The sequence below is a fragment of the Methanomassiliicoccaceae archaeon genome, from assembly GCA_034928305.1.
Taxonomy (GTDB): Archaea; Thermoplasmatota; Thermoplasmata; order Methanomassiliicoccales; family Methanomethylophilaceae; genus VadinCA11.
In genome coordinates, this window is record JAYFOZ010000002.1 from 535,496 (window position 1) to 556,373 (window position 20,878).

Consider the following 20,878-nt stretch of genomic DNA (forward strand, 5'->3'; position numbering starts at 1 on the left):
CTCTCACCTTAGATTTATGATGCGTCCGCACTCGTCCCTTTTCCTGGTCCCGAAGTCGGAAAGGCCGTCGAGCTCCTCTGTGCCGAACACAGGCCCGTCCTTGCAAACTCTGAGCTCGTCCATCATGCAGCACCCGCATACGCCGGCGCCGCATTTCATGAACCTCTCCAGGGAAAGCTGGCATTCGACATTGTTCTCTTTGCACGCCCTGTGAAGGAAATAAAGCATGACCTCGGGCCCGCAACCGATCACCAGATCATAGTCCCTGAGGGCCATCTTCTCCTTTGCAAGCTGTACCGCGTTTCCGTGGAAACCGCGACTGCCGTCATCGGTGGATATCCAGACGCTCTTGCTGTATTTCCTCGCTACATCGTCCAGAATGATCTCGCCTTCGGACCTGGCGCCTATGATGGTATCGCAGCCTGTCTCCTTTATTGCGGGGATCAGCGCCGCGGCGCCTACACCGCCCGCGACCGCCAGGATCCTTTTGGCCTTCTTTATGGAAAATCCGTTGCCGTAGGGGCCCCTGAGCCTGACGTAGTCCCCGACCTGCAGACCGTGTATAGCATTGGAGGCCTCCCCTATGCCTTTGACGGTTATCGCTTTGATCTTCCCTATGCGGGAGAGCGACATAGGGACCTCGTCGACGCCCGGTATCCAGACCATGACGAACTGTCCGGGCATCGCGGGAGCGTCCCATTTGAATTCCAGAGTGTACGTGTCTTTGCTTTCCTTCATCTTTCCGATGATCTTGACGGTCTCACTCACGCGCAACACCTACCATTTCCGCGATGGACCCGTAACCGTGGTCCGACATGAACATCTCCAGGCCCCTGTTGATCTCTCCGAACACTTTCGGCCCCTTCGTGCCCACGGCGCTTCCGACCTGGAATGCGCTGGCCCCTGCAAGGAGATATTCGGCGGCGTCCCTCCAGTTAGAGATGCCCCCGACGCCTACGACCGGGATGCTGAGCGCGCCCCTAAGATCATAGACCGCCCTGACGCCCACAGGCTTTATCGCGGGCCCGGAGAGGCCTCCGAACTTGTTGCTCAGGACGGGTTTTCGCAGTTCTGCCGAAATGACCATGGCCTTCAGGGTGTTGATCGCCACCACGGCCTCGGCGCCGCCGTCCTCCGCGGCCCTGCCCAGTTCCACTATCGAAGAGGTATTGGGCGTCAGCTTTGCCCATACGGGGATATCGACGGACGAACTTACCGCCGAAACGATCGAGCGTACGTTCTTCGGGTCGGAACCTATCTCCGCCCCGTATCCTTCGGCATGGGGGCACGAGAGGTTCAGCTCGATGGCGGATGCCCCATAGTCCTCCATCTTGGCCGACAGCATTGCAAAATCCTTGGCATTGGAGCCGAACACGGAACCGACAACGGGCCCCGCACGCAAAGCTATCTCCATCTCCTCGGCGAAAAGTTTTATTCCCGGGTTCGGAAGGCCCATAGCGTTGACATAACCTCCCTCGACCTCGGTGAAGGTGGGATTTCTGTGCCCCGGCCTCGGCTCGAGGCCTATGGACTTTGTGACCACGGCGCCCGCTCCCGATCTTATCATGCGCGCCATCGAGTCCCCTGTCTCATCCATTATTCCCGATGCGACCATCCCGGGACGTTCCAGCCTCAGCCGTCCGAAGGTAATTTCCAGTCTACCCATCGCTACCGCATGCAGGTCTCTTAATAAAAACCCCTTTCGAATGCGCAAGCGTAATGAACAAGGAAATCATGGCCTTTCCATGGACATATCGTCTCTGCGGAACGATTTTCCCACGATGAGGAACAACCGCGGCGTATACCTGGACAGCTCATGTCAATCGCTCCGCCCCGACAGCGTCATCGAGGCGATACTCAGATATTATAATGAATATCCGTCGTGCGGAGGCCGCAGCGTCCACGCAATGGGCGCAAAGGTCTCCATGGCAGTGGACGAGGCCCGTGAATCCTTGGCCGAATTCTTCGGCACGGACGATCCGGACTGCTATGTGTTCTGCAAGAACGCGACCGAGGCGCTCAACACCGTCGCGTTCGGCCTTTCGCTGAAGAAAGAAGATACGGTGGTTACAACCGATTCCGAACATAACTCCAATCACGTCCCCTGGCTGATCATTTCGGAGGAGAAAGGGACGAAGAGGCGCTATGCCAAGACGACGGAAGAAGGGGAACTGGACATCGAGTCGTTCAAAGAATGCATGGAAAAGCGCGTCAAGGTCGTTTCCGTGATACACGCGAGCAACGTCACAGGGTGCATAATGCCTGTCGCAGAGATATCGGAGATAGCCCACGACGCCGGCGCGAAAGTCGTGATCGACGGTGCGCAGGCCGCACCGCACATCAAGGTGGACCTGGACAAGATCAATCCGGACTTCTACTGTCTGTCGGTGCACAAGATGCTCGGCCCCTCGGGAATGGGCGTACTGTACGGAAGGTCCGAGGAACTGGCAAAGCTCAGGCCCCTCTCCTACGGCGGAGGGACGGTCGGCCTTGCGACATACGATTCGGTCAGACTGGCGCCGCCGCCCGACAGGTTCGAGGCGGGGCTTCAGGACTATGCGGGCATAGCGGGGACCAAGGCGGCCCTCGACTATCTGTCGAAGGCGGGTATGGACAATGTCGAGGCATGGGACAAAAAGCTCATGAGGCAGATGGTAAGGGAGACGGAGGACATCAGGGGGCTGAAGCTCGTCGGCCCAACGGACCCGGACAGGCGCGGCAGCGTATTCTCGTTCAATGTCGAAGGGTTGTCGCCCCATGACATAGCCATGATGCTGGACAACATCGATGGCATAATGATCCGCTCGGGGCTGCATTGCGCCCATCCCTTCTTCGAGGGGAAGAAGATAGAGGGGAGTGCCAGAGCTTCAGTTTACCTCTACAATAATGAGGAAGATGTAAGTCGTTTCTCCGCGGCTCTCAGGAAAGCGGCCGACGCTTTCGGAAAATGATCACACTGCGACGATCCCGGCATCAGATTTTTCCAATGTGACCGTTCCGTTGTAAGAAAGTGAAAAACCCTCGGATATACAGGAGATCAGCGAACGATATTCCTTTCCATCGTTTTCCAATATCAGGATGTGGCCCTCCGCCCGCATCGAGCATCCCGGGTCCGGAAGAATGTCCCATCCTCTGAGCGTCATCTCATCAGCCTCCGAACGGTAGAAAGAGTCGACCATCTCCGCTATGGAGTCCGCGGTCTCGGTCATCTGCACGTCTTCGTTGGACGAGCAGATTCCTGAAAACGGTATGGCTACGGCCCCTAGAAGGACGGCCCCGCAAATGCACAGGACGACCCTGGACATCGTGAACTCAAGCAATCACGCTCACCTCCACCGCATATCCTCTGCCGTCGTTCACGCATTCGAACAACAGCGTCCTTTCGCCCGAAATCGATATTCCGTCGCCGGCGATCCTTACTGCAGGGCGGTCCATCACCAAACGGCCGATGCTGTCGTCCCCGCAGAATATATTTATCATGTAGGCGTCGGCGCCTTCGCCGCCGATAACGATCCTGTTGTAATGTCCGATCGAAACCTCTGCCGTGAAAGCTCCCCCCTCGCCGGCATAATAAGCTTTTTCCGCGGTATCGGAGACGATGCCCGCCTGGGCCCTCAGTCCGGAAGCTTCGGCATCGCTCCGATAATCATCCACGGCCCCCATCAGGAGCGGCACGGTAAGGGCCAGGATCAGGAAGGTGACGGCAAGCCTGACGGGCATGCCTATGGTCCCCCTCCTGTCCATCTTCATGCTATCACGGTGACCCTTGCAGTGTTGTTCTCGCCGTATCCGGACGCCGAGACGTTTACGGTTATGAATCCGACAGAACTGTTGTCCATCGTGATATTGAGGCCCGTGAATACAGCAAGTCCGTTGGAATCTGTGCTGTCATAAGCGGTCTTACCGTTCAAGTCTGTTATTCCGAGGCCCGAGAGCACGACCGCGGCGCCTTCGATCGGTTCGCCGTCCTGGTCCGTTACGCGCACCTCGATGATGCCGTCGGATGTGCTTCCGTTTACGAGCACGATGTCGTCGGACGTCACGTCCACGGAACCGATGGACTGCGGGCTCTCTATATTGCCCATCCATCCCAGTATGATGCCGGTACCGAGTGTCGCCACCAGTATCACGATCATCAGTTGCAGCGGGAGGCCTTCTATTCCTCCGCGGCGGTTGTTCGAAATCCTGATCCTATTATTTCTCATGAGACGCTTTGTTATTCTCATGATATCTTATTCGGATCTGCAGAGTATAAGGGGCGAAAGCTACAGTTAACCTTAAGAAACATACATCAGAGGAAAATCTCAGATACGGGGGTATGGACGGCGCCCGACGGGCCAAGCTCGCTGCTGAATATCGTTATATTTTTGCAGGTGAAAGTGAAGGAATCCCCTCCTTCGTATCTTTCGATGACGGACGATGCGGATGGCGCGCCCCTCCCGTCCCGAAATCTTGCCAATGTTATGTGGGGAACGAATTTTTTCCTGTCGTGCCCGATCCCTTTCTTATCAAGCTCCTCGGAGATCCTTTCGGCAAGCTTCTCCAGGTTTCCTCCCGACCCTGCGCCGGCCCAGACGGTCCTGGGCCCCCACCTTCCCTGGAACGACCCGAGCCCTCCGACCTCGATCTCGAACGGGCCTATGCCACGGGCCGCCCTTTCAACGGCCTCGGTAACATCGGAGAGCCGTCCGTCCTCTATCTCTCCGATGAAGCTGAGGGTGATATGCAGGTCCCCGGTGCCGTAGATCTTCATTCCACCGTCCGCAGACAGGCCTTTGAACGGCCGGATCAACGACGGTCTGTCAGGTATCTTAACGGCAACAAATGCCCGCATGATATCACTTGATATTCACTATGACGTAGTCGGAAGAGCCGAACCCCATCTTATCCGCGTGTTCGAAGGTGCTCTGCCATCTCGTGGTCGGATGTATACAGGCAAACATGTCTTCCGGTATTTCACCGGCGCATTTTTCGTAAAGTTCGCTGCCTTCGATGGGCGTTTGTCGCATCGCGATATCTATGCAGGCTCTGTCCAAAGCGACAGGATCGAAGGATGCGAGCATCCCCACATCGGGTATGACCGGGACGTCGTTCTCGGCATGGCAGTCGCAGTTCGGAGATATATCCGTCATTACGGTCACGTGGAAGTTCGGTTTGCCCTTGATGGCGGCCATAGCGTACTCCACGATCTTGGCATTTAGCACGCCTGCATCCTGGTCGTTCTCGGCGGTTATGGCATCGTAGAGGCAGGAGCCGATGCATCTTCCGCATCCGACGCACTTTTCCTTATCGATGGCGGCCTTTCTCCGTGTTAAGGCGATCGCGGACTCCGCGCACTGCCTGGCGCACGTGCCGCACCCGACACACTTATCGCGGTCCACGGAGGGTTTTCCCGCCGAATGCATCTCCATCTTACCGCGGCGGGACGCGCACCCCATCGCCAGGTTCTTCAGGGCCCCTCCGTATCCGGTGAGCTCGTGACATTTGAAATGCGTGACCGTTACGATAACATCCGCGTCGTAAATCGCACGGCCTATCTTGGCCGTCTCCACATATTCGCCGTTTATCGGGACCTCGACGTCGTCGGTCCCCTTAAGGCCGTCGGCTATTATTATCTGACATCCTGCCGACATGCGGTTGAATCCGTTGTAGTTCGCGGTATCCAGGTGCTCGGGGGCGCTCTTTCTGCGACCCACGTACAGCGTGTTGCAGTCTGTCAGGAAAGGGATCCCTCCGAGCTCCCTGGTCTTCTCGGCCAGAACCCTGGGTATTCCCGGCCTGAGGTACGCAAGGTTCCCCAGTTCGCCGAAGTGCATCTTGATGGCCACGAACTTCCTGTCGCAGTCCATCCTGCCGATCCCTGCCTTCTCTACGAGCCTTAGCAGTTTGTCAGGTATGGAATCTCCCGTCCCGGTGCGCATGTCTGTGAAGAAAACCTCGGATGCCATGATGCATAAGCCATGACGTTCCCTATATAAATCGGGTTTTTTTCACGTGGCGGGAGCGGACGTACGAAGGGGTCAAAATCTGCTGTTTTTGTTACAAACAGTGTTATTTTGTCTCCTTGGACTTTGAGTGTTCCTCACTCGACAATTCGTTGTGCTGGGTGTAAAAAATTAATTGACCGGAATTTATAAGGTCGGGCATTGTTTGAAATACAGAAAGTATTTACACTGTTCAACGGGAAAACAATCCCCGTTGTGAGGAATTACAATGTACACAATGAGTCCCTATTCCGGCAAACTCCTCAGCGACGAGGAGGCAATGAAAAAATACAATGGTGAGAAGCTTTGGGGTCTGCTCGTCTCGATCGACCTCGGAGAGTGCGACCATTCCAAGATCGCAAGCAAAGAGCACATCACACAGTATGCAATCGACCTCGCCAAGCACATCAACATGAAAAGATACGGTGAACCTCAGGTAGTTTTCTTCGGAGACGAACCCAAGGTCCAGGGATATTCCCTCGTACAGCTCATAGAGACGTCTTTGATCTCCGGCCACTTCGCCGAGGACACTGACCGCGCATTCGTCGACATATTCTCATGCAGGGAGTTCGGTCCCGAAAATGCCGCCAAGTACACACAGGAATACTTTGGCGCCAAGAAGATGCAGTACTCGGTGTCCTTCAGGGACATCTAAACCCCTTTTCTCTCATACAGAGAGATATTTTTTTCCATTTTGTACCATTTTCATGCCGATATCTTTTTCGATATCCCAATTAGGCCAGCGTTTTGTTTCATCAGAGGAACATAACATATTTGATTATCCTAATTGTATCATTGTATCCAAAATGTGTTAAAATTACAAACATTTATATTTGAAAAATCCCAGTTACATGTGTGAGCTCGAACTGGAATTACAAAATGTGGGGGTCAGTGGGAGTCGTAATAGTGCTCCTCTCCGCATCCGGCTTGATACTGTCGATGGAAGATTCCGAGAAAGAATCTGTTTCGATACTTGCCAGGGTGAACAACGACGGGTCTGGAATTTTTATCAGGGCCGATACCGAGAATGTAGATGATATGACCGAGATGGTCGACGGGGTATTGACAGCGGTCAATCCCGAACTGTGGGAGGGACTGGTGTTCATGACGCCCGGCCCGTCTTCGATCCAACACATGATCCTCATGGACATAGTGCAGGAAGATCTGGGCCTGAAGTTCGTACAATACGGTACGGAGAGCGAAGGTGCCGTGTTCTGGACGCAGGTCGGTCCGGGCCTTATGCTCAGCACCATGAATGCAAAAAGCGATATCGACGGGGGAATCGCATGGGAGCCCCATTATTCGGTTGCGGTCAATGACGGCCTGTGCATCGAACTTATGACGACCAGCGACTATTGGCAAGGCCACCCTTGCTGTGTAATAGCGGCGAACAACTCGTTCCTTTCAGGCAACGTGAATGCAACAGAAAGATTCCTTGCGGCATACATAAAGTCCGTTCTATGGGTGACCGAGGCGACGTCCGAAATATCTGAAGATCACGATGCCCTTCTGGACATAACCAAGAGGATCGGCACCCCTGCGTCTTCTTCGGCCACTCCGATGTCCGATGAGGTAGCGGAGGCCGCGCTGGCGAACATCACCTATGCATATGAGATAGGAAACCTCGCCCAACAGCTTGCTGATGTCGTGGATACGTACAAATCGCTCAATATCGTGCAGCAGAGCACGTTGAGCGATGCCGGATACGGATCATCGCTGGAATTCACCGAACATTTGGTACAGGGGCAGTACATCGCCGATGCGCTCGATGATGAAGGGAATGTCAAATCGGCGGAAGAGCTGGGTTATTACGGCGGAGCCGTCACCCACATAGGGGTGGCGTACCTGGCGGCCGACATACACCAGATCGCCCTGCATGTGGGGATCGAACAGGGATTCTTTGCTGAATACGGGATCGAAATAGAGCTGATAGGGCCTTTCGCGTCCGGTGGCGACGTCATGAACGCGCTGCTTTCCGGCCACGCGAGCATCGGATTCGTCGGTTCCCCGCCAGTAGTTTCTTCATCCATCAACGCGCTGAGGAGCTGAGAACATGGGAGTATCACTGAAAGACATCCGCTACGACGAGGACAAAAAGAGTCACCGCATGGTGCGGAAGGGCATAATCACCGTCGTATCGCTCGTCGTGTTCGTCCTGATATGGTGGAACCTGTCGCTGATACTGAACAATCCGGCGATCCCCACGCCCAAGATGACGTGGGACGCGCTGGTGTTCCTGTTCCAGAACGGCGATGCGGTCTCCGGAATGACCATGTGGGGCCATATGGGGATAAGCCTCGAGAGGTTCTTCGCCGGACTGTTGATTGCGCTCGCGCTCGCAGTGCCGTTCGGACTGCTTCTCGGATACTCGGATACTCTGAAGGAGTTCTCGTCCCCGACCTTGGAAGCTCTCAGGCCCATCGCGCCGATCGCATGGGCGCCGATCTTCCTTTTCACCGTCGGTTACACCTGGGGGCCGGTCCTCGTGGTGTTCGTGGGGATATTCTTCCCGATACTGACGAACACGATATTCGGTGTTAAAAAGATAGACCCGAACTGGTTGGACGCCGCCAAAACGCTTGGAGCGTCCAAGGTCCAGACGTTCGTGAAGGTAATGCTTCCCGCAGCGGTGCCGTACATAATGAACGGCCTCCGCATAGGTATGGGAGTAGGATGGATGTGTATCGTCGCGTCCGAACTGTACGCATCGTTCGGCGGAGGCGTGGGATACTTCATCAGCATCCAGGCGCAGATGGGATACTGGCCTAACGTTTACGCTGGCATAGTGATCATCGCGATACTCGGTATACTGACAACCAGCCTTGCTGATTATGTGCATAAGGTCATCACCAGAAGGATGGGGATAGAATGAGCGAAAAAATTGTGATAAACCATCTGAGGAAGGTCTACAAGACAGACGAACAGGAAACGGTGGCGCTGGAAGATTTCTCCCTCGAGATCGATAAAGGGGAGCTCGTCTCGATCGTCGGGCCGTCGGGGTGCGGAAAGACGACCCTGCTGAGGCTGGTAGCGGGCCTGATGGAGCCATCCTCGGGCGAGGTCGTCATCGGCGGCAGTAAGTGCACCGGGCCGGGCCCGGACAGGGGCATGGTGTTCCAGGAGTTCGCACTGTTCCCGTGGCGCTCGGTAAGGAAAAACGTAGAGTTCGGCCTGGAGATCGCCGGTGTTCCTGCGGAAGAGCGCAGGATGACCGCGGAACGTTACATCAAGGCGGTGGGCCTCGAAGGGTTCGAGGACCACAGAGTGCACGAGCTATCGGGAGGAATGAAGCAGCGCGTGGGCATCGCAAGGGCGCTTGTGACCAAACCCGACGTGCTGCTGATGGACGAGCCGTTCGGCGCATTGGACGCCCAGACCCGCAACATCATGCAGGGGGAGCTTCTCAGGATAGTCGAAAAGACGGACACGACGATATTATTCGTCACGCATTCGGTGGACGAGGCCGTTTACCTTTCCGACAGGATAGTGGTTCTGACCAAACGCCCGGCAAGCATCAAGGATATTGTCGAAATAGATATTCCGAGGCCCAGGGACCGCGCCTCGCCCGAGTTCATCAAACTGCGCAAGCACATATTGAACCAACTGGAGGACGAGAACGTCAGACCCATCGTGCACACGGAGGCTCTGAACGGGCAATAAACAAAAAAAGGGCGGGGAACGACCCCGCCCAAATAGTTTTCTTCAAGACAGCCTGAGGGTGTCGAACTGCATGACTTTTTCAGGACATACGTACTGACATCTGTAGCACGCCGTTCCAAGGCAGTTCTTGGTCTTCACGGTGATCGTCTTGTCTTTGCTGACGGTCAGTGCGTTCTCGGGGCATTCGCGCTCGCACTTCTTACACCCGGTGCAACCGGCCATCTTTCCCGTCAGGTCGGTACCTAGGTCGTGAAGGATGAACAGGCCCCTTTCGCCGAGGTCGGCGATGTCACGCATGGATATGCGCGTGACCTTCGGGTGCCCGGTCGGCTTGGGCAGCGCCTGGAGACCGGCGGCAACGTTGTTATCGTTGTACTTGGTCATGCTCATGCCCTCTTCGCAGTAAGCCAGCTCCTGGACGTAGATCTGCTCGAATATGGAGTCCCCGGCGAACATTATGTGGTTGGCGCGGATGCTGTTCGCGGTCTCCTGCAGTTCATCCAGGATCTCGGGGTTCATCAGGATGTCCGTGGAAAGCGCCAGGGACGTGTTCCCGTACTGATAGATATCGTCGCATGTCGGGGGTATCAGGCCTATGTCTCTTCCTTTCAAAGCATCTACGTATGTACCGGACGCGCCGCACATGTACATCGTCCTAAGGTCTTTGAAATCGATGCCCGCGTGCTCCACCAGTGTGAAATGGCCGGCCCTCATTGCACCGATGGCCTTCATGGCCTCCGATATGTCGTTGCTGGTGATGAAGACGCCATCCTGAAGATGCATCTTTCCGTCATCGGTGGTCAGTTTACCTTTCTTCCAGAGGTCGCTTTCTATCGCCACGGCGACGGCCGCTATGACGCCGGTACCGGTTATTCCGGCGGCCTTTCCGTGCATGGGGCCCTCCTCCGACATGATGCCGAGGCTGAAGTCGAACCGGTCTCCGTTCTGGGGGATCAGATTATCGTCGAGGACCTTGCAGATCCATTGGAAATCATACTCCAGGTCGCTTATCGCTCCCGGGGCCGCGAGCATCCCGCACTCTATGGACTGCCCCTCCATTGCCGGACCGGCCGCGGCCGACCCGGTGTATATGTCATCTCCTACCTTCAGGGCCATCTCGGCGTTGGTGCCGTAGTCGGTGACAAGGCAGTTCTTCTTCTGTTCCAGGAAACCGCTCTTGTACATCATCGCCAGCGCATCGGCGCCTATCTCGTGCCTTATGGCGGGCGGCACATAGAGCTCGGTCTTGTCCGGGACGTCGAACCCGCAGGCTACAGCGCTGAACACGCCCGCATCCCTCTTCTGTTCCTTGATCCCCCTGACCCTTTTGGCGTTCTCGCCCGCAAAAGCGAGGTCTTCCACGGGAATGTTCTGCGCCAGCGAAAGCTGGATGGGGTTCCCGCAGATGCTGAGCCTGACTACATCCTTCAGGTCTATCCCCAGGGTCCTGATGAGCTTGTTCACAGTGTCGATGACGATGTTATGCGCCACATCCTGTCCGACCCTGATGCTGAATGTCAGGTGGTCCATGATATTGGCGCCGGGCAAAGGATGGCATTCCGTTATCGATGTCGATAGGATCTTTTTTGCCTTCAGGTCGACCGCATGGGCCCTGAAGCCGCTTGTTCCCAAATCTAGAGATATTCCATATTCCATTGTTTTTCCTCCGCTTGTTAATACGTTTCAATAACGGTGACTTCGACGGCCGCAACACCCTCCGCGGTGTTCGCTGCCGTCGTCATCGTCATCATCGTGATGATGCTGACCTTCGTGGGCATTCTCGTGCTCGTGACCGTGGCATTTGCAGTCGTGCGCTCCATGTTCGTGATGATCCCCCTCTTCATGGTCATGCCCGTGCCCATGTTCGTGCCCATGTTCGTGGTGGTGCCCGTGCCCGTGGCATTTGCAGTCGTGATGATCGAGCTCGATGTCCAGATTGGTGTCTTCCAGAACATGGTGCATGGTATGGTCGAGCTCGCCCTCGTCGACATCGAGGACGGCGCACATGAGAGTGAACGACACCTTTTCGGAAGGCTCGATCGTGCCGTGTATCTCGACCCCGTTCTCCATATCGATGAGGTTCAGCGTTATTCCGGAGCCGTCCTCCAGATAGATTGCGCACTTGATGTGGCCCAGGAGCACGCCGGACTCGCCGCCGACCCATTTGCCGATCTCGTAGAGCGCGTCCACCATCCTTGCCTGGGCGTCTGCATTGAATCCTATGATGCGCCCTGTGAAACCGACGGCGGCCCCGCCGGCCTCCTCTATGGAGTTCTCCGGTTCCGCATCATCGTGTTCTGTGTGGTCGTGCTGTTTCATTTCATCATCTCGTATACTTTATCCAAGTTCTCGCCGGTCTTTACAGATATAGGTAATAAGGGCTTGCTCGGGAATTCGGAAGCCATCCATTCTTTGATTTCTTTCATTTTCTCAGGAGTGGCAAGGTCGCTCTTGTTGATCAGTATGAAGTCGCTTCCGTGCATCTGCCTCCTGAAGAACTCTTCTTTCTTCTTTATCAGGTCGTCAAATCTCTGCACATCTACAATTCCGATTATGAATGTCCCGTCTGGGTCGATCATAGATATGCGAACCAGCTCCTTCACTTTGTGCGGTAAGGCGAGCCCGGTGGGTTCCACGATTATTATGTCGGGATCTATGTCTCTCTTAATATTCTGTAATGCATTTTGAAGCGTTCCTGAAAGCGAGCAGCATATGCACCCGTTGGGGAGTTCGATCGCATCGTATCCCTCGGCCTTGAGGGTCGCGCCGTCCACGCCGACCTCGCCGGATTCGTTCACAAGAAGCGCCACACGTAATTTTCTCTCGATGTACATTGACGCGAGCTTCATCAACAGGCTGGTTTTTCCGCTTCCGAGGAAACCGCCCAGAATATAAACATACATGACTAGTGAACTGAGGAGATGTTATTTATGCATTTACCAACGACATTCGGAAATAACAAACCGACCCACAATGATCGCAATACAGTAACACAAATATCATTTCTGTGTTAAAAAAATCTTTATATATGTATGAATCGCCAAGATGTCTGATTATTATAATGGATAAGTGGTAAAAGGCTTGTTTTTTATCGATTGGACCATCATTGACCTTTGTCATGATGGATGTAAATATAATACATACAAAAACAGCTGGCTGTTGTATCTTATGGCAAATGTTTATAAAGTAAATCTTAACACCGATATTAAATATATATGTATCAGTAGGCATTTTTGATAGATATAGATGAGGACCTATCATCCATCCACGAAACGACATTTATACCCTCAAGTAGAATACCAATTCACAGGCGCAAGCCTGGGAGGAAAAACACTATGCTTAGCAGCAAAGGAGTAGACTTCAGCAAGATACTGAGGCGCTATGATGTCGACCAGCAGGTCGCAGCCACCCCGCAAGAGATGGCGAAAGAGATGCTCCCGCATGACCCAGTTTTTAAAAAGGTCGCGGAAGAGGTACTCTACATGAGGTTTAAGACCGTGGGCCCCGTTGTCAACGAAGCCCTCAAGGAGAAGAAACCGCTCGATGTTATCAACGAGGGGCTTGTTGCAGGAATGGAAATCGTCGCAAAGCTTTACGCAGAGCACGTTTACTACCTGCCCGAAATCATGTTGGCCGCAAAGACCATGGAGATCGGAATCGCCCTTGCAGAGAAGAAGCTCGAGGGTGGAAAGATGAAGGCCAAGGCCACCGTGATAATGCACGCTGCCGAGGGAGACCCCCACGACATCGGGAAGAACATCGCGGCAATCATGACCAAGGCGGCCGGTTACGATGTCATCGACATGGGAAGAGACGTCCCTGTCACCGAGGTTATAGCCAAGACCGTCGAGGTAAAGCCGCTGTTCGTTTCCGGAACCGCGCTCATGACCACGACGATGTCCGCGTTCCCCAGGATCGCAGCGGGATTCATGGCGAAAGGCATGAACATCCCGTTCATGGGATGCGGCGGCGCAGTCAACAGGGAGTACGCCAACTCGTACGACCTCGGAATTTATTCCGACAAGGCCGCGCAGACGCCCCCGATCGCCGACAAGATCCTTGCCGGATATGACTGGAAGAAAGTCAGGGAAGAGTGGGACAACATTGTAAGGGGTGATTAAAAATGGCAGTAACCAGATACACAAAAGTAGCATACAAGGACGCTGACGAGCTTATTTTCGGACGCGCACAGCACCCCGTCTCGTACGGATTCGGCATAAAAGTCGGAGCCGGAAGGGTCATACCCGAACTCAACTACGCCCCCCGCCCGGGAACGGAGAGGGATGTCGAGAAGTTCAGGAGAGAATACGTCGACTACATATGCAAAGATGCTCTCGACAGGGCCATCACCGCAGGTATGCCCGACCTCCAGATGGAGACCGAGTGGGTCTCGCAGATGAACCAGAAGAAACTGGCCGTGCCGGTCGTTTCGGGACAGGCGGAAATATGCGAGAAGTACCACGAGGAGTACGGAATCAACACAGCTATGAGGCAGACCATTCCTGACCAGCGTGAGGCCGACCACGGACTCCGCCCCGGAATGGACAAGAAGTTCTCCTACCCCGAGAAGCTCATCGAATGCGCTGAGATGGCTTGCGAGAACGGTGCACACGTCTTCTCCGTCGAATCGATGGGTGGAAAAGAGCTGGCGGACAACGCGGTCACCCAGGGTGACATCGTTTCCTTCCTCTTCGGTGTAGGATACCTCGGATCCATAGACATGACCTACATCTGGCAGCAGTTTGTGGACATATGCAAGAAGAACAAGGTGACCCCCGGAGGAGACACGAACTGTTCCGGAGCCAACACGTCCATGTTCATGGCGGGCGGATTCCTGGACAACGATGTTCAGAGGACGTTCTCCGCGATCACCAGGGCCATCGCATCCGCGAGGACCCTGTGCGCATGGGAGTGCGGAGCCACAGGTCCCGACAAGGACTGCGGCTACGAAGGACCCATATGCAAAGCGGTCGCCGGAAAGCCAACGGCCCAGGAAGGAAAGAACTGCCAGTGCGCGCACTGCGACCTGCAGGGCAACCTGATGGCATCCACCTGTGACCTGTGGTCCAACGAGTCCGTCGAGTACCACCCCGAATTCGGAGGATCCTCAGTCGCATGCTGGCTCGGGTCCCTCGGATACGAGGTCGCTCTGATGAACACCTCGATCCAGCTGGGACAGGACAAGACCCTCAGGGACTTGTACATGTACACCGACAGGACCAGGGGGCCCGAGGGATACATCCTCGCCTACGACCATGCGTTCATGATCGGAAAAGCCATCGCCGAGCACGGAAACGACCTGTACCTCAGGTCCAAGGCCGCCGGTGAGACCGCAGCGAAGATCATCCTTGACGGATACAACTCCAAGGAGCTGCCGCTGACCAAGAAGCAACTGGAAGTCCTTCAGGAATGCCAGAAGCAGATGGCCGCGCTGCCCGACAACGAGGCGAAGTTCGTCGAGTACTGCACCAAGTTGTACAAGGACGTCCCTGCGTTCAACATAAAGAACTACGGGCTCTGAGAAATCAGGCAAACCTCTTAAACAAACCATTTAAGCCCCCGTAGCACGGGGCACCCTTCTTTCTCTTTCTGCAATTTCCACGTCAGATCTCACTTTCTTAAGATTGCCCGTCCTCCCGCAAATCGCAGGCCTCAGGGCAAGGCTCAAATAGATAATGGAAGGAAATCATGAGATGAAGAAACCCCTCGGCACCGTGTGATGTTAATCCCGCCTGTCTCCCGCCCCCGATGCGATAAATGAGAGCTCGAGCATTCGGTCGTTTGTAGGTCGTTTCGTGAGGCGAAATCTGTTTTCAACGTAAGTATATACAGATTTCTTTTCGTCGGCCTTATTCGCGCGAATATTTGACCCGTATACGCGACTGAGATTCGTATAAGGTAGGCTTTTTGGCAATAGGTCTAGAATACGATAATATGGTCAGCGAATGCAGTGGCGATAGCCACTTATTCATCGGTTAAGTTCGTAAAAACAAATTTTCTAACTGCAGTCGCGGAATGGTTTCATTACATTTTTACTGCGGGTATCAGTTTTTACATCATATAATCGATAAATTTCATTATTCATTTCACAATGTTAATCACAATGCATAGTTTTTTATTTGAATAAAAAATAATAACGATTCCAAAATTAATGATATTTATAATAAGTTATTGATATTATATACTGCATTTTTTTTTGATTGGTACCAGAAGCATAAATTTTAATATTATTACATATTTGAAATATTATTGGATACATCGTCCATCCACGAAACGGAATTTATAGCATCGATTTATTGCCAACTCGCAGGTGCAAACCTGGGAGGAAAAATAATATGCTTAGCAGCAAAGGAGTAGACTTCAGTGGAATACTGAGGCGCTATGATGTCGACCAGCAGGTCGCGGCCACCCCGCAAGAGATGGCTAAAGAGATGCTCCCGCATGACCCCGTTTTTAAAAAGGTCGCGGAAGAGGTACTCTACATGAGGTTTAAGACCGTAGGGCCCGTCGTCAACGACGCCCTGAAGGAGAAGAAACCGCTCGATGTTATCAACGAGGGGCTTGTTGCAGGAATGGAGATCGTCGCGAAGCTTTACGCAGAGCACGTGTACTACCTGCCCGAGATCATGATGGCCGCAAAGACCATGGAGATCGGAATAGCCCTTGCGGAGAAGAAGCTCGAGGGCGGAAAGATGAAGGCCAAGGCCACCGTGATAATGCACGCTGCCGAGGGAGACCCCCACGACATCGGAAAGAACATCGCGGCCATCATGACCAAGGCGGCCGGTTACGACGTTATCGACATGGGAAGAGATGTCCCTGTCGAAGATGTAGTGGCCAAGACCATGGAGGTCAAGCCCCTGTTCGTCTCCGGAACCGCGCTCATGACCACGACGATGTCCGCTTTCCCGAGGATTGCAGAAAAATTCATTGCGAAAGGCCTCAACACCCCCCTCATGGGATGCGGCGGTGCGGTCAACAGGGAGTACGCCAACTCGTACGACCTCGGAATTTATTCCGACAAGGCTGCCCAGACACCCCCGATCGCCGACAAGATCCTTGCCGGATACGACTGGAAGAAGGTAAGGGAAGAGTGGGACAATATCATTAGAGGTGAGTAAGATGGCAGTTAGCAGATACACAAAGATGGCATACAAAGATGCTGACGAACTGATCTTCGGACGCGCGCAGCACCCCGTTTCGTATGGATTCGGAATAAAGGTCGGAGCCGGCCGTGTCATTCCCGAAATAAACTACGCGCCCCGCCCGGGAACGGAGAGGGACGTAGAGAAGTTCAGAAGGGAGTACGTTGATTACATAACGAAGGACGCCCTCGACAGGGCCGTAACCGCGGGAATGCCCGACCTCCAGCTGGAGACCGAGTGGGTCTCTCAGATGAACCAGAAGAAGCTGGCAGTGCCTGTCATCGCCGGACAGACCGAGATGTGCGAGAAGTACCACGAGGAATACGGTATCAATGCCGCCGTCAGGCACACAGTGCCAGACCAACGTGAGGCAGACCACGGACTCCGCCCCGGAATGGACAAGGAGCGCACCTATCCCGAGAAGCTCATCGAATGTACCGAGATGGCATGCGAGAACGGTGCCCACGTCTTCTCCGTCGAATCAGTAGGCGGAAAAGAGCTGGCTGACCACGCGGTCACCCAGGGTGACATCGTAGCCTTCCTCTTCGGTGTCGGTTACCTCGGATCCATAGACATGACCTACATCTGGCAGCAGTTCGTGGACATATGCAAGAAGAACAAGGTGACCCCCGGAGGAGACACCAACTGTTCCGGAGCCAACACGTCCATGTTCATGGCCGGCGGATTCCTGGACAACGATGTTCAGAGGACGTTCTCCGCGATCACCAGGGCCATCTCGGCAGCGAGGACCCTGTGCGCATGGGAGTGCGGAGCCACCGGTCCCGACAAGGACTGCGGCTACGAGGGACCCATATGCAAGGCGGTCGCCGGAAAGCCCACTTCTCAGGAAGGAAAGAACTGCCAGTGCGCCCACTGCGATCTGCAGGGCAACCTGATGGCGTCCACCTGTGACATGTGGTCCAACGAGTCCGTCGAGTACCACCCCGAATTCGGAGGATCCTCTGTCGCATGCTGGCTCGGAGCCCTCGGATACGAGGTCGCTCTGATGAACACCTCGATCCAGATGGGACAGGACAAGACCCTCAGGGACTTGTACATGTACACCGACAGAATCAGGGGACCGGAAGCATACATCCTCGCCTACGACCATGCCTTCATGATCGGAAAGGCCATCGCCGACAACGGAAACAACCTGTACCTCAGGTCCAAGGCCGCCGGTGAGACCGCAGCGAAGATCATCCTTGACGGATACAACTCCAAGGAGCTGCCGCTGACCAAGAAGCAGCTGGAAGTCCTTCAGGAATGCCAGAAGCAGATGGCCGCGCTGCCCGACGACGAGGCGAAGTTCGTCGAGTACTGCACCAAGTTGTACAAGGACGTCCCTGCGTTCAACATAAAGAACTACGGGCTCTGAGGCATCGGAAAAACTTCAAACAAACCTTTTAGGCCCCCATCCGGGGGCCGCCCCTCCTCTATGATCGCGGCAGGCACAGAGGCTCATTTTTCATGTCTGTATTCGTCTGAATATATTTGCACAACAATCTGTGACATCAGAATGCGTTCTTTCCAAAGCAATAAAAATAGGGGGGGGAAGAAGAAAGCCCGAGGGCTTGGAAGGTGTGAAACGCACCCGTCCCACGCCACATGGCGAGGACCTATACCGGGTACCCGGCTTCCGCCGCTCACAACTTCTATCCATACATTGTTCGACATATATTTAAAACTAATTTAGGTAGTATATATATGAAACAGAGCATAGATATATATTTATAAATATATGTATAATAAAAAATAAAATTATTCAGACATATTCTATTGATTTTCTTATAATGAATACGATTGAACTTCAAAAAGAGCCAGTTAATAGATGCATAGGATATTAAAACGGATCTAATGTCGACAGTTTTGTCATGTCAATATCATTCTATCATCAGTACAGTCAACAAATGCATGATAAAATATGCCGATCCATTTCCAAATGTATTTTTCATGTCGAATTAATCAGAGGTCGCAACGGGAATAAATCCGATCTGGCACATCGAAGAGATATGGACCCTACACAGAAAAAGACGCCTGAAAGGCGAGACGCTCATCTGTCGGAGGCATCTCACGGGAGAATTGTCCGATGGAATGGATATATATCCATAGGATAGGAATTACGGCCCGAAATCGGGCCAGTTCTCGAATGCAAAAGAAGGGATTCAGAAAACTCCACGGAAACAGATAGGGTTTTTACGGATGATTCCGTTGACACAATATGGTCATGCGGCTTACCGGGAAGTTAATATCCAATACGGGGCCGGGGCTGGCCATACAGGAAGCTCTCTATGGTTTCATAATGGCGATGATCTTTGTCAACGCCGCACAGGCCGGAATATTCACCTTTGATTCCAACGTCCATCTGGCCTTCATCATATTCTCTATGAACTTCACGTGGGGTGTCATCGATGCGCTGATAATCATTCTGGTCGGGAGCCTGGAGAGGAAGAGGGACATACAGATACTGTCCAAGAGCAGAGATAACGATTGCGAGGAATGCGAGGCCATAGTAGAGGACGATCTGTCCGGTACCATTCTGGGCGCCATAGATCCAAAAGACGAGCGGCAGATAGTGCGGCAGATATTATCTTCGAGGATAGAATCCGAAGAAGAGTTGCGCAAGGACCGGGCCGACCTCCTTAAGACAGGCATATCTAGTTTCGTGATAACTATTCTCGCGGCCCTTCCGGCGCTGATCCCTCTGCTTCTGATACCCGATCTTACAACGGCCCTCTTTATTGCTTCTGCTCTGGGCGCCGTGGCTTTATTTTTTGTAGGCTATACCATGAGCAAATACATAGGCGCAAATAAGTGGAAGATGGCCATTATTCTGACCCTGGTGGGGTGGTCTGTTACTATCATGGCAACCTTTATGGGCGGATGACCGCACGTCGCTTAATTTCCCGGAGCGATAAAAGATATTTAATCAAAGCAACAGATTACGTTACCATGTCTATTATCCTGGCATATGACGGGAGGCCGGGGACGCGGAGAGCTTTGGATTTTGCGATAAACTATTCCAAGATTTCCAAAATGCCTCTTTACATCTATTCCTCCATAGTTTCACGCGACGTTGTGGAGCATGAAAAAGAGTTCGCCAAGGTCAAAACGTATATGAAAGAGGCGGAGGACGCCGCAAGAGAGGAGGGCATAGAGGTCCATTCGGTAATAGAGCCGGGGCCTGCCGCCGAAAACGTTCTTGCCGCTGCGTCAAGATTCAAGTGCGATATGATCGTGGTCGGAAGGTCGGATAAGACATTTATCGACCGGGTCGTCCTGGGAAGCGTTTCACAGTATGTTGTGAGCCATGCCAAATGCAACGTGGTCGTGGTGCATTAATTCCGTCCGAAAGCTCTAAGGAGGGCCAGGACCACCCTTTCAGGGGAAGGTGGGCATCCGGGTATGTACAAGTCCACTTCCAGGGTGTCCTTTATGCCCTCTCCGGAGACGTCCCCTTCGACAAAAATGCCCCCGGATATGGCGCACGTCCCCATGGCTACAACGACCTTCGGGGAGGGCATGGCATCGAATGTCTCCAGGGCCGCTTCCCTCATATTTCTGGCCATCGGCCCGGTGACAAGAAGCACGTCCGCATGTCTAGGGGATGCGACTATCTTCATCCCGAACCTGCTCATGTCGTAGTATGGGTTGGACATGCAGTTGACCTCCACCTCGCAAGCATTGCAAGATCCAGTATCCAGCTCTCTAAAGGCTATGGATTCGCCCAATATCTCCGCCTTGGCTCTGTCTATCGTGCCATCCGATTCCTTCGGAGGTTTTGAACCGCTGAACAGAAGCCCGTCCCTGGATGTGGCGTACAGGGGCGCTGGAATCTCTTCTATGACGGATGCGGGGCACGATCCGATGCAGTCCATGCAGAATATACATCTTCCCAGATCCACGGTCCATTCCATGGAGACGTCGATGGCATCGGTGGGGCAGACGTCCGCGCATTTGCCGCATTTTCTGCACTTCCCGTGTACAACATTCGCGAACGGCATCAGGAGCAGCCTGGCACCCATCTCATCTTGGGGCTCGGCCGGCCTTTTCTGCGATATAAAATTCAATAGGCTTCTTCTTATCATGTCC

The 20,878-nt window shown here is 53.8% G+C and carries 22 protein-coding genes; 11 read left to right on the top strand and 11 right to left on the bottom strand.

Translation table 11 applies throughout. From position 1 onward, the window contains the following. Positions 1–3: 3 nt before the first annotated feature. Positions 4–768, bottom strand: coding sequence for a dihydroorotate dehydrogenase electron transfer subunit (locus tag VB016_04575; protein MEA4977805.1), 765 nt, complete (start codon positions 766–768; stop codon positions 4–6). Continuing rightward, positions 761–1,666 carry a dihydroorotate dehydrogenase gene (locus VB016_04580; protein MEA4977806.1) on the bottom strand — a complete coding sequence of 302 codons (906 nt, stop codon included), beginning with the start codon at positions 1,664–1,666 and terminating at the stop codon, positions 761–763. Before VB016_04580 ends, VB016_04575 begins: the two co-directional genes overlap by 8 nt. Before the next feature lie 79 nt (positions 1,667–1,745). Between VB016_04580 and VB016_04585 the strand changes: the two genes are divergently transcribed. Beyond that, on the top strand, positions 1,746–2,951 hold the full coding sequence (locus VB016_04585; GenBank protein MEA4977807.1) for a cysteine desulfurase: 1,206 nt from the start codon (positions 1,746–1,748) through the stop codon (positions 2,949–2,951). Here the strand turns inward: VB016_04585 and VB016_04590 are convergent, their stop codons facing one another. The 5 genes from VB016_04590 to VB016_04610 all read right to left on the bottom strand — a co-directional run bounded on the left by VB016_04590 (position 2,952) and on the right by VB016_04610 (position 5,948). After that, positions 2,952–3,320 carry a hypothetical protein gene (locus tag VB016_04590; protein MEA4977808.1) on the bottom strand — a complete coding sequence of 123 codons (369 nt, stop codon included), beginning with the start codon at positions 3,318–3,320 and terminating at the stop codon, positions 2,952–2,954. Continuing rightward, the gene (locus tag VB016_04595; protein ID MEA4977809.1) at positions 3,313–3,750 is read right to left on the bottom strand and encodes a hypothetical protein; all 438 of its coding nucleotides are present in this window, start codon (positions 3,748–3,750) and stop codon (positions 3,313–3,315) included. The genes VB016_04590 and VB016_04595 overlap by 8 nt, the downstream gene beginning before the upstream one ends. Beyond that, positions 3,747–4,205, bottom strand: a complete 459-nt coding sequence (locus VB016_04600) for a hypothetical protein (protein MEA4977810.1) — start codon at positions 4,203–4,205, stop codon at positions 3,747–3,749. Before VB016_04600 ends, VB016_04595 begins: the two co-directional genes overlap by 4 nt. 86 nt (positions 4,206–4,291) lie before the next feature. After that, positions 4,292–4,834: an RNA 2',3'-cyclic phosphodiesterase gene (thpR, locus tag VB016_04605; protein ID MEA4977811.1), complete on the bottom strand. Its 543-nt coding sequence runs from the start codon at positions 4,832–4,834 to the stop codon at positions 4,292–4,294. A 4-nt stretch (positions 4,835–4,838) separates the two neighbouring features. Beyond that, complete coding sequence (locus VB016_04610) at positions 4,839–5,948, bottom strand: DUF362 domain-containing protein (protein ID MEA4977812.1); 1,110 nt, start codon at positions 5,946–5,948, stop codon at positions 4,839–4,841. Positions 5,949–6,213: 265 nt separating this feature from the next. Here VB016_04610 and VB016_04615 point away from each other — a divergent pair, with 265 nt between their 5' ends. The 4 genes from VB016_04615 (at position 6,214) to VB016_04630 (ending at position 9,644) form a co-directional block, all read left to right on the top strand. After that, positions 6,214–6,639: an S-adenosylmethionine decarboxylase gene (locus VB016_04615; protein MEA4977813.1), complete on the top strand. Its 426-nt coding sequence runs from the start codon at positions 6,214–6,216 to the stop codon at positions 6,637–6,639. 200 nt (positions 6,640–6,839) lie between these two features. Then, positions 6,840–8,033, top strand: coding sequence for an ABC transporter substrate-binding protein (locus VB016_04620; GenBank protein MEA4977814.1), 1,194 nt, complete (start codon positions 6,840–6,842; stop codon positions 8,031–8,033). A gap of 4 nt (positions 8,034–8,037) precedes the next feature. After that, on the top strand, positions 8,038–8,856 hold the full coding sequence (locus VB016_04625; GenBank protein ID MEA4977815.1) for an ABC transporter permease: 819 nt from the start codon (positions 8,038–8,040) through the stop codon (positions 8,854–8,856). After that, positions 8,853–9,644, top strand: a complete 792-nt coding sequence (locus VB016_04630; protein MEA4977816.1) for an ABC transporter ATP-binding protein — start codon at positions 8,853–8,855, stop codon at positions 9,642–9,644. The genes VB016_04625 and VB016_04630 overlap by 4 nt, the downstream gene beginning before the upstream one ends. Positions 9,645–9,686: 42 nt before the next feature. Here the strand turns inward: VB016_04630 and VB016_04635 are convergent, their stop codons facing one another. From VB016_04635 to VB016_04645, 3 genes are read right to left on the bottom strand one after another with little or no spacing between them, the layout of a single operon-like run. After that, positions 9,687–11,300, bottom strand: coding sequence for a methylamine methyltransferase corrinoid protein reductive activase (locus tag VB016_04635; GenBank protein MEA4977817.1), 1,614 nt, complete (start codon positions 11,298–11,300; stop codon positions 9,687–9,689). A 27-nt stretch (positions 11,301–11,327) separates the two neighbouring features. Beyond that, positions 11,328–11,963: a hydrogenase nickel incorporation protein HypA gene (locus tag VB016_04640; GenBank protein ID MEA4977818.1), complete on the bottom strand. Its 636-nt coding sequence runs from the start codon at positions 11,961–11,963 to the stop codon at positions 11,328–11,330. Then, positions 11,960–12,547 (bottom strand): GTP-binding protein, encoded by a 588-nt coding sequence (locus VB016_04645; GenBank protein ID MEA4977819.1) that lies wholly within the window; start codon positions 12,545–12,547, stop codon positions 11,960–11,962. The genes VB016_04640 and VB016_04645 overlap by 4 nt, the downstream gene beginning before the upstream one ends. A gap of 432 nt (positions 12,548–12,979) precedes the next feature. On the opposite strand from VB016_04645, the gene VB016_04650 reads away from it, so the two are divergent. The 6 genes from VB016_04650 to VB016_04675 all read left to right on the top strand — a co-directional run bounded on the left by VB016_04650 (position 12,980) and on the right by VB016_04675 (position 20,128). Beyond that, positions 12,980–13,765: a cobalamin-dependent protein gene (locus VB016_04650; GenBank protein MEA4977820.1), complete on the top strand. Its 786-nt coding sequence runs from the start codon at positions 12,980–12,982 to the stop codon at positions 13,763–13,765. 2 nt (positions 13,766–13,767) lie between these two features. Further along, positions 13,768–15,165, top strand: coding sequence for a methyltransferase MtaB domain-containing protein (locus VB016_04655; protein ID MEA4977821.1), 1,398 nt, complete (start codon positions 13,768–13,770; stop codon positions 15,163–15,165). Between the two features lie 814 nt (positions 15,166–15,979). Continuing rightward, positions 15,980–16,765 carry a cobalamin-dependent protein gene (locus VB016_04660; protein MEA4977822.1) on the top strand — a complete coding sequence of 262 codons (786 nt, stop codon included), beginning with the start codon at positions 15,980–15,982 and terminating at the stop codon, positions 16,763–16,765. Between the two features lies 1 nt (position 16,766). Next, on the top strand, positions 16,767–18,164 hold the full coding sequence (locus VB016_04665; protein MEA4977823.1) for a methyltransferase MtaB domain-containing protein: 1,398 nt from the start codon (positions 16,767–16,769) through the stop codon (positions 18,162–18,164). Positions 18,165–19,007: 843 nt separating this feature from the next. Then, on the top strand, positions 19,008–19,673 hold the full coding sequence (locus VB016_04670; GenBank protein ID MEA4977824.1) for a VIT1/CCC1 transporter family protein: 666 nt from the start codon (positions 19,008–19,010) through the stop codon (positions 19,671–19,673). Positions 19,674–19,738: 65 nt separating this feature from the next. Next, the gene (locus tag VB016_04675; protein ID MEA4977825.1) at positions 19,739–20,128 is read left to right on the top strand and encodes a universal stress protein; all 390 of its coding nucleotides are present in this window, start codon (positions 19,739–19,741) and stop codon (positions 20,126–20,128) included. On the opposite strand, the gene VB016_04680 is transcribed toward VB016_04675, so the two are convergent. After that, a complete protein-coding gene (locus tag VB016_04680) occupies positions 20,125–20,874 on the bottom strand; it encodes a 4Fe-4S binding protein (GenBank protein ID MEA4977826.1) in 750 nt (249 codons plus the stop codon). The two genes, VB016_04675 and VB016_04680, sit on opposite strands and share 4 nt — an antisense overlap. Positions 20,875–20,878: the final 4 nt, after the last annotated feature.

Excerpts from the sequence above, each read along its gene's own strand:
- VB016_04580 (MEA4977806.1), bottom strand. The coding sequence starts at position 1,666 with ATGGGTAGACTGGAAATTACCTTCGGACGGCTGAGGCTGGAACGTCCC.
- VB016_04585 (MEA4977807.1), top strand. The coding sequence starts at position 1,746 with ATGGACATATCGTCTCTGCGGAACGATTTTCCCACGATGAGGAACAAC.
- VB016_04595 (MEA4977809.1), bottom strand. The coding sequence starts at position 3,750 with ATGAAGATGGACAGGAGGGGGACCATAGGCATGCCCGTCAGGCTTGCC.
- VB016_04600 (MEA4977810.1), bottom strand. The coding sequence starts at position 4,205 with ATGAGAAATAATAGGATCAGGATTTCGAACAACCGCCGCGGAGGAATA.
- thpR (MEA4977811.1), bottom strand. The coding sequence starts at position 4,834 with ATGCGGGCATTTGTTGCCGTTAAGATACCTGACAGACCGTCGTTGATC.
- VB016_04610 (MEA4977812.1), bottom strand. The coding sequence starts at position 5,948 with ATGGCATCCGAGGTTTTCTTCACAGACATGCGCACCGGGACGGGAGAT.
- VB016_04615 (MEA4977813.1), top strand. The coding sequence starts at position 6,214 with ATGTACACAATGAGTCCCTATTCCGGCAAACTCCTCAGCGACGAGGAG.
- VB016_04625 (MEA4977815.1), top strand. The coding sequence starts at position 8,038 with ATGGGAGTATCACTGAAAGACATCCGCTACGACGAGGACAAAAAGAGT.
- VB016_04630 (MEA4977816.1), top strand. The coding sequence starts at position 8,853 with ATGAGCGAAAAAATTGTGATAAACCATCTGAGGAAGGTCTACAAGACA.
- VB016_04635 (MEA4977817.1), bottom strand. The coding sequence starts at position 11,300 with ATGGAATATGGAATATCTCTAGATTTGGGAACAAGCGGCTTCAGGGCC.
- VB016_04640 (MEA4977818.1), bottom strand. The coding sequence starts at position 11,963 with ATGAAACAGCACGACCACACAGAACACGATGATGCGGAACCGGAGAAC.
- VB016_04645 (MEA4977819.1), bottom strand. The coding sequence starts at position 12,547 with ATGTATGTTTATATTCTGGGCGGTTTCCTCGGAAGCGGAAAAACCAGC.
- VB016_04650 (MEA4977820.1), top strand. The coding sequence starts at position 12,980 with ATGCTTAGCAGCAAAGGAGTAGACTTCAGCAAGATACTGAGGCGCTAT.
- VB016_04655 (MEA4977821.1), top strand. The coding sequence starts at position 13,768 with ATGGCAGTAACCAGATACACAAAAGTAGCATACAAGGACGCTGACGAG.
- VB016_04660 (MEA4977822.1), top strand. The coding sequence starts at position 15,980 with ATGCTTAGCAGCAAAGGAGTAGACTTCAGTGGAATACTGAGGCGCTAT.
- VB016_04665 (MEA4977823.1), top strand. The coding sequence starts at position 16,767 with ATGGCAGTTAGCAGATACACAAAGATGGCATACAAAGATGCTGACGAA.
- VB016_04670 (MEA4977824.1), top strand. The coding sequence starts at position 19,008 with ATGGTCATGCGGCTTACCGGGAAGTTAATATCCAATACGGGGCCGGGG.
- VB016_04675 (MEA4977825.1), top strand. The coding sequence starts at position 19,739 with ATGTCTATTATCCTGGCATATGACGGGAGGCCGGGGACGCGGAGAGCT.
- VB016_04680 (MEA4977826.1), bottom strand. The coding sequence starts at position 20,874 with ATGATAAGAAGAAGCCTATTGAATTTTATATCGCAGAAAAGGCCGGCC.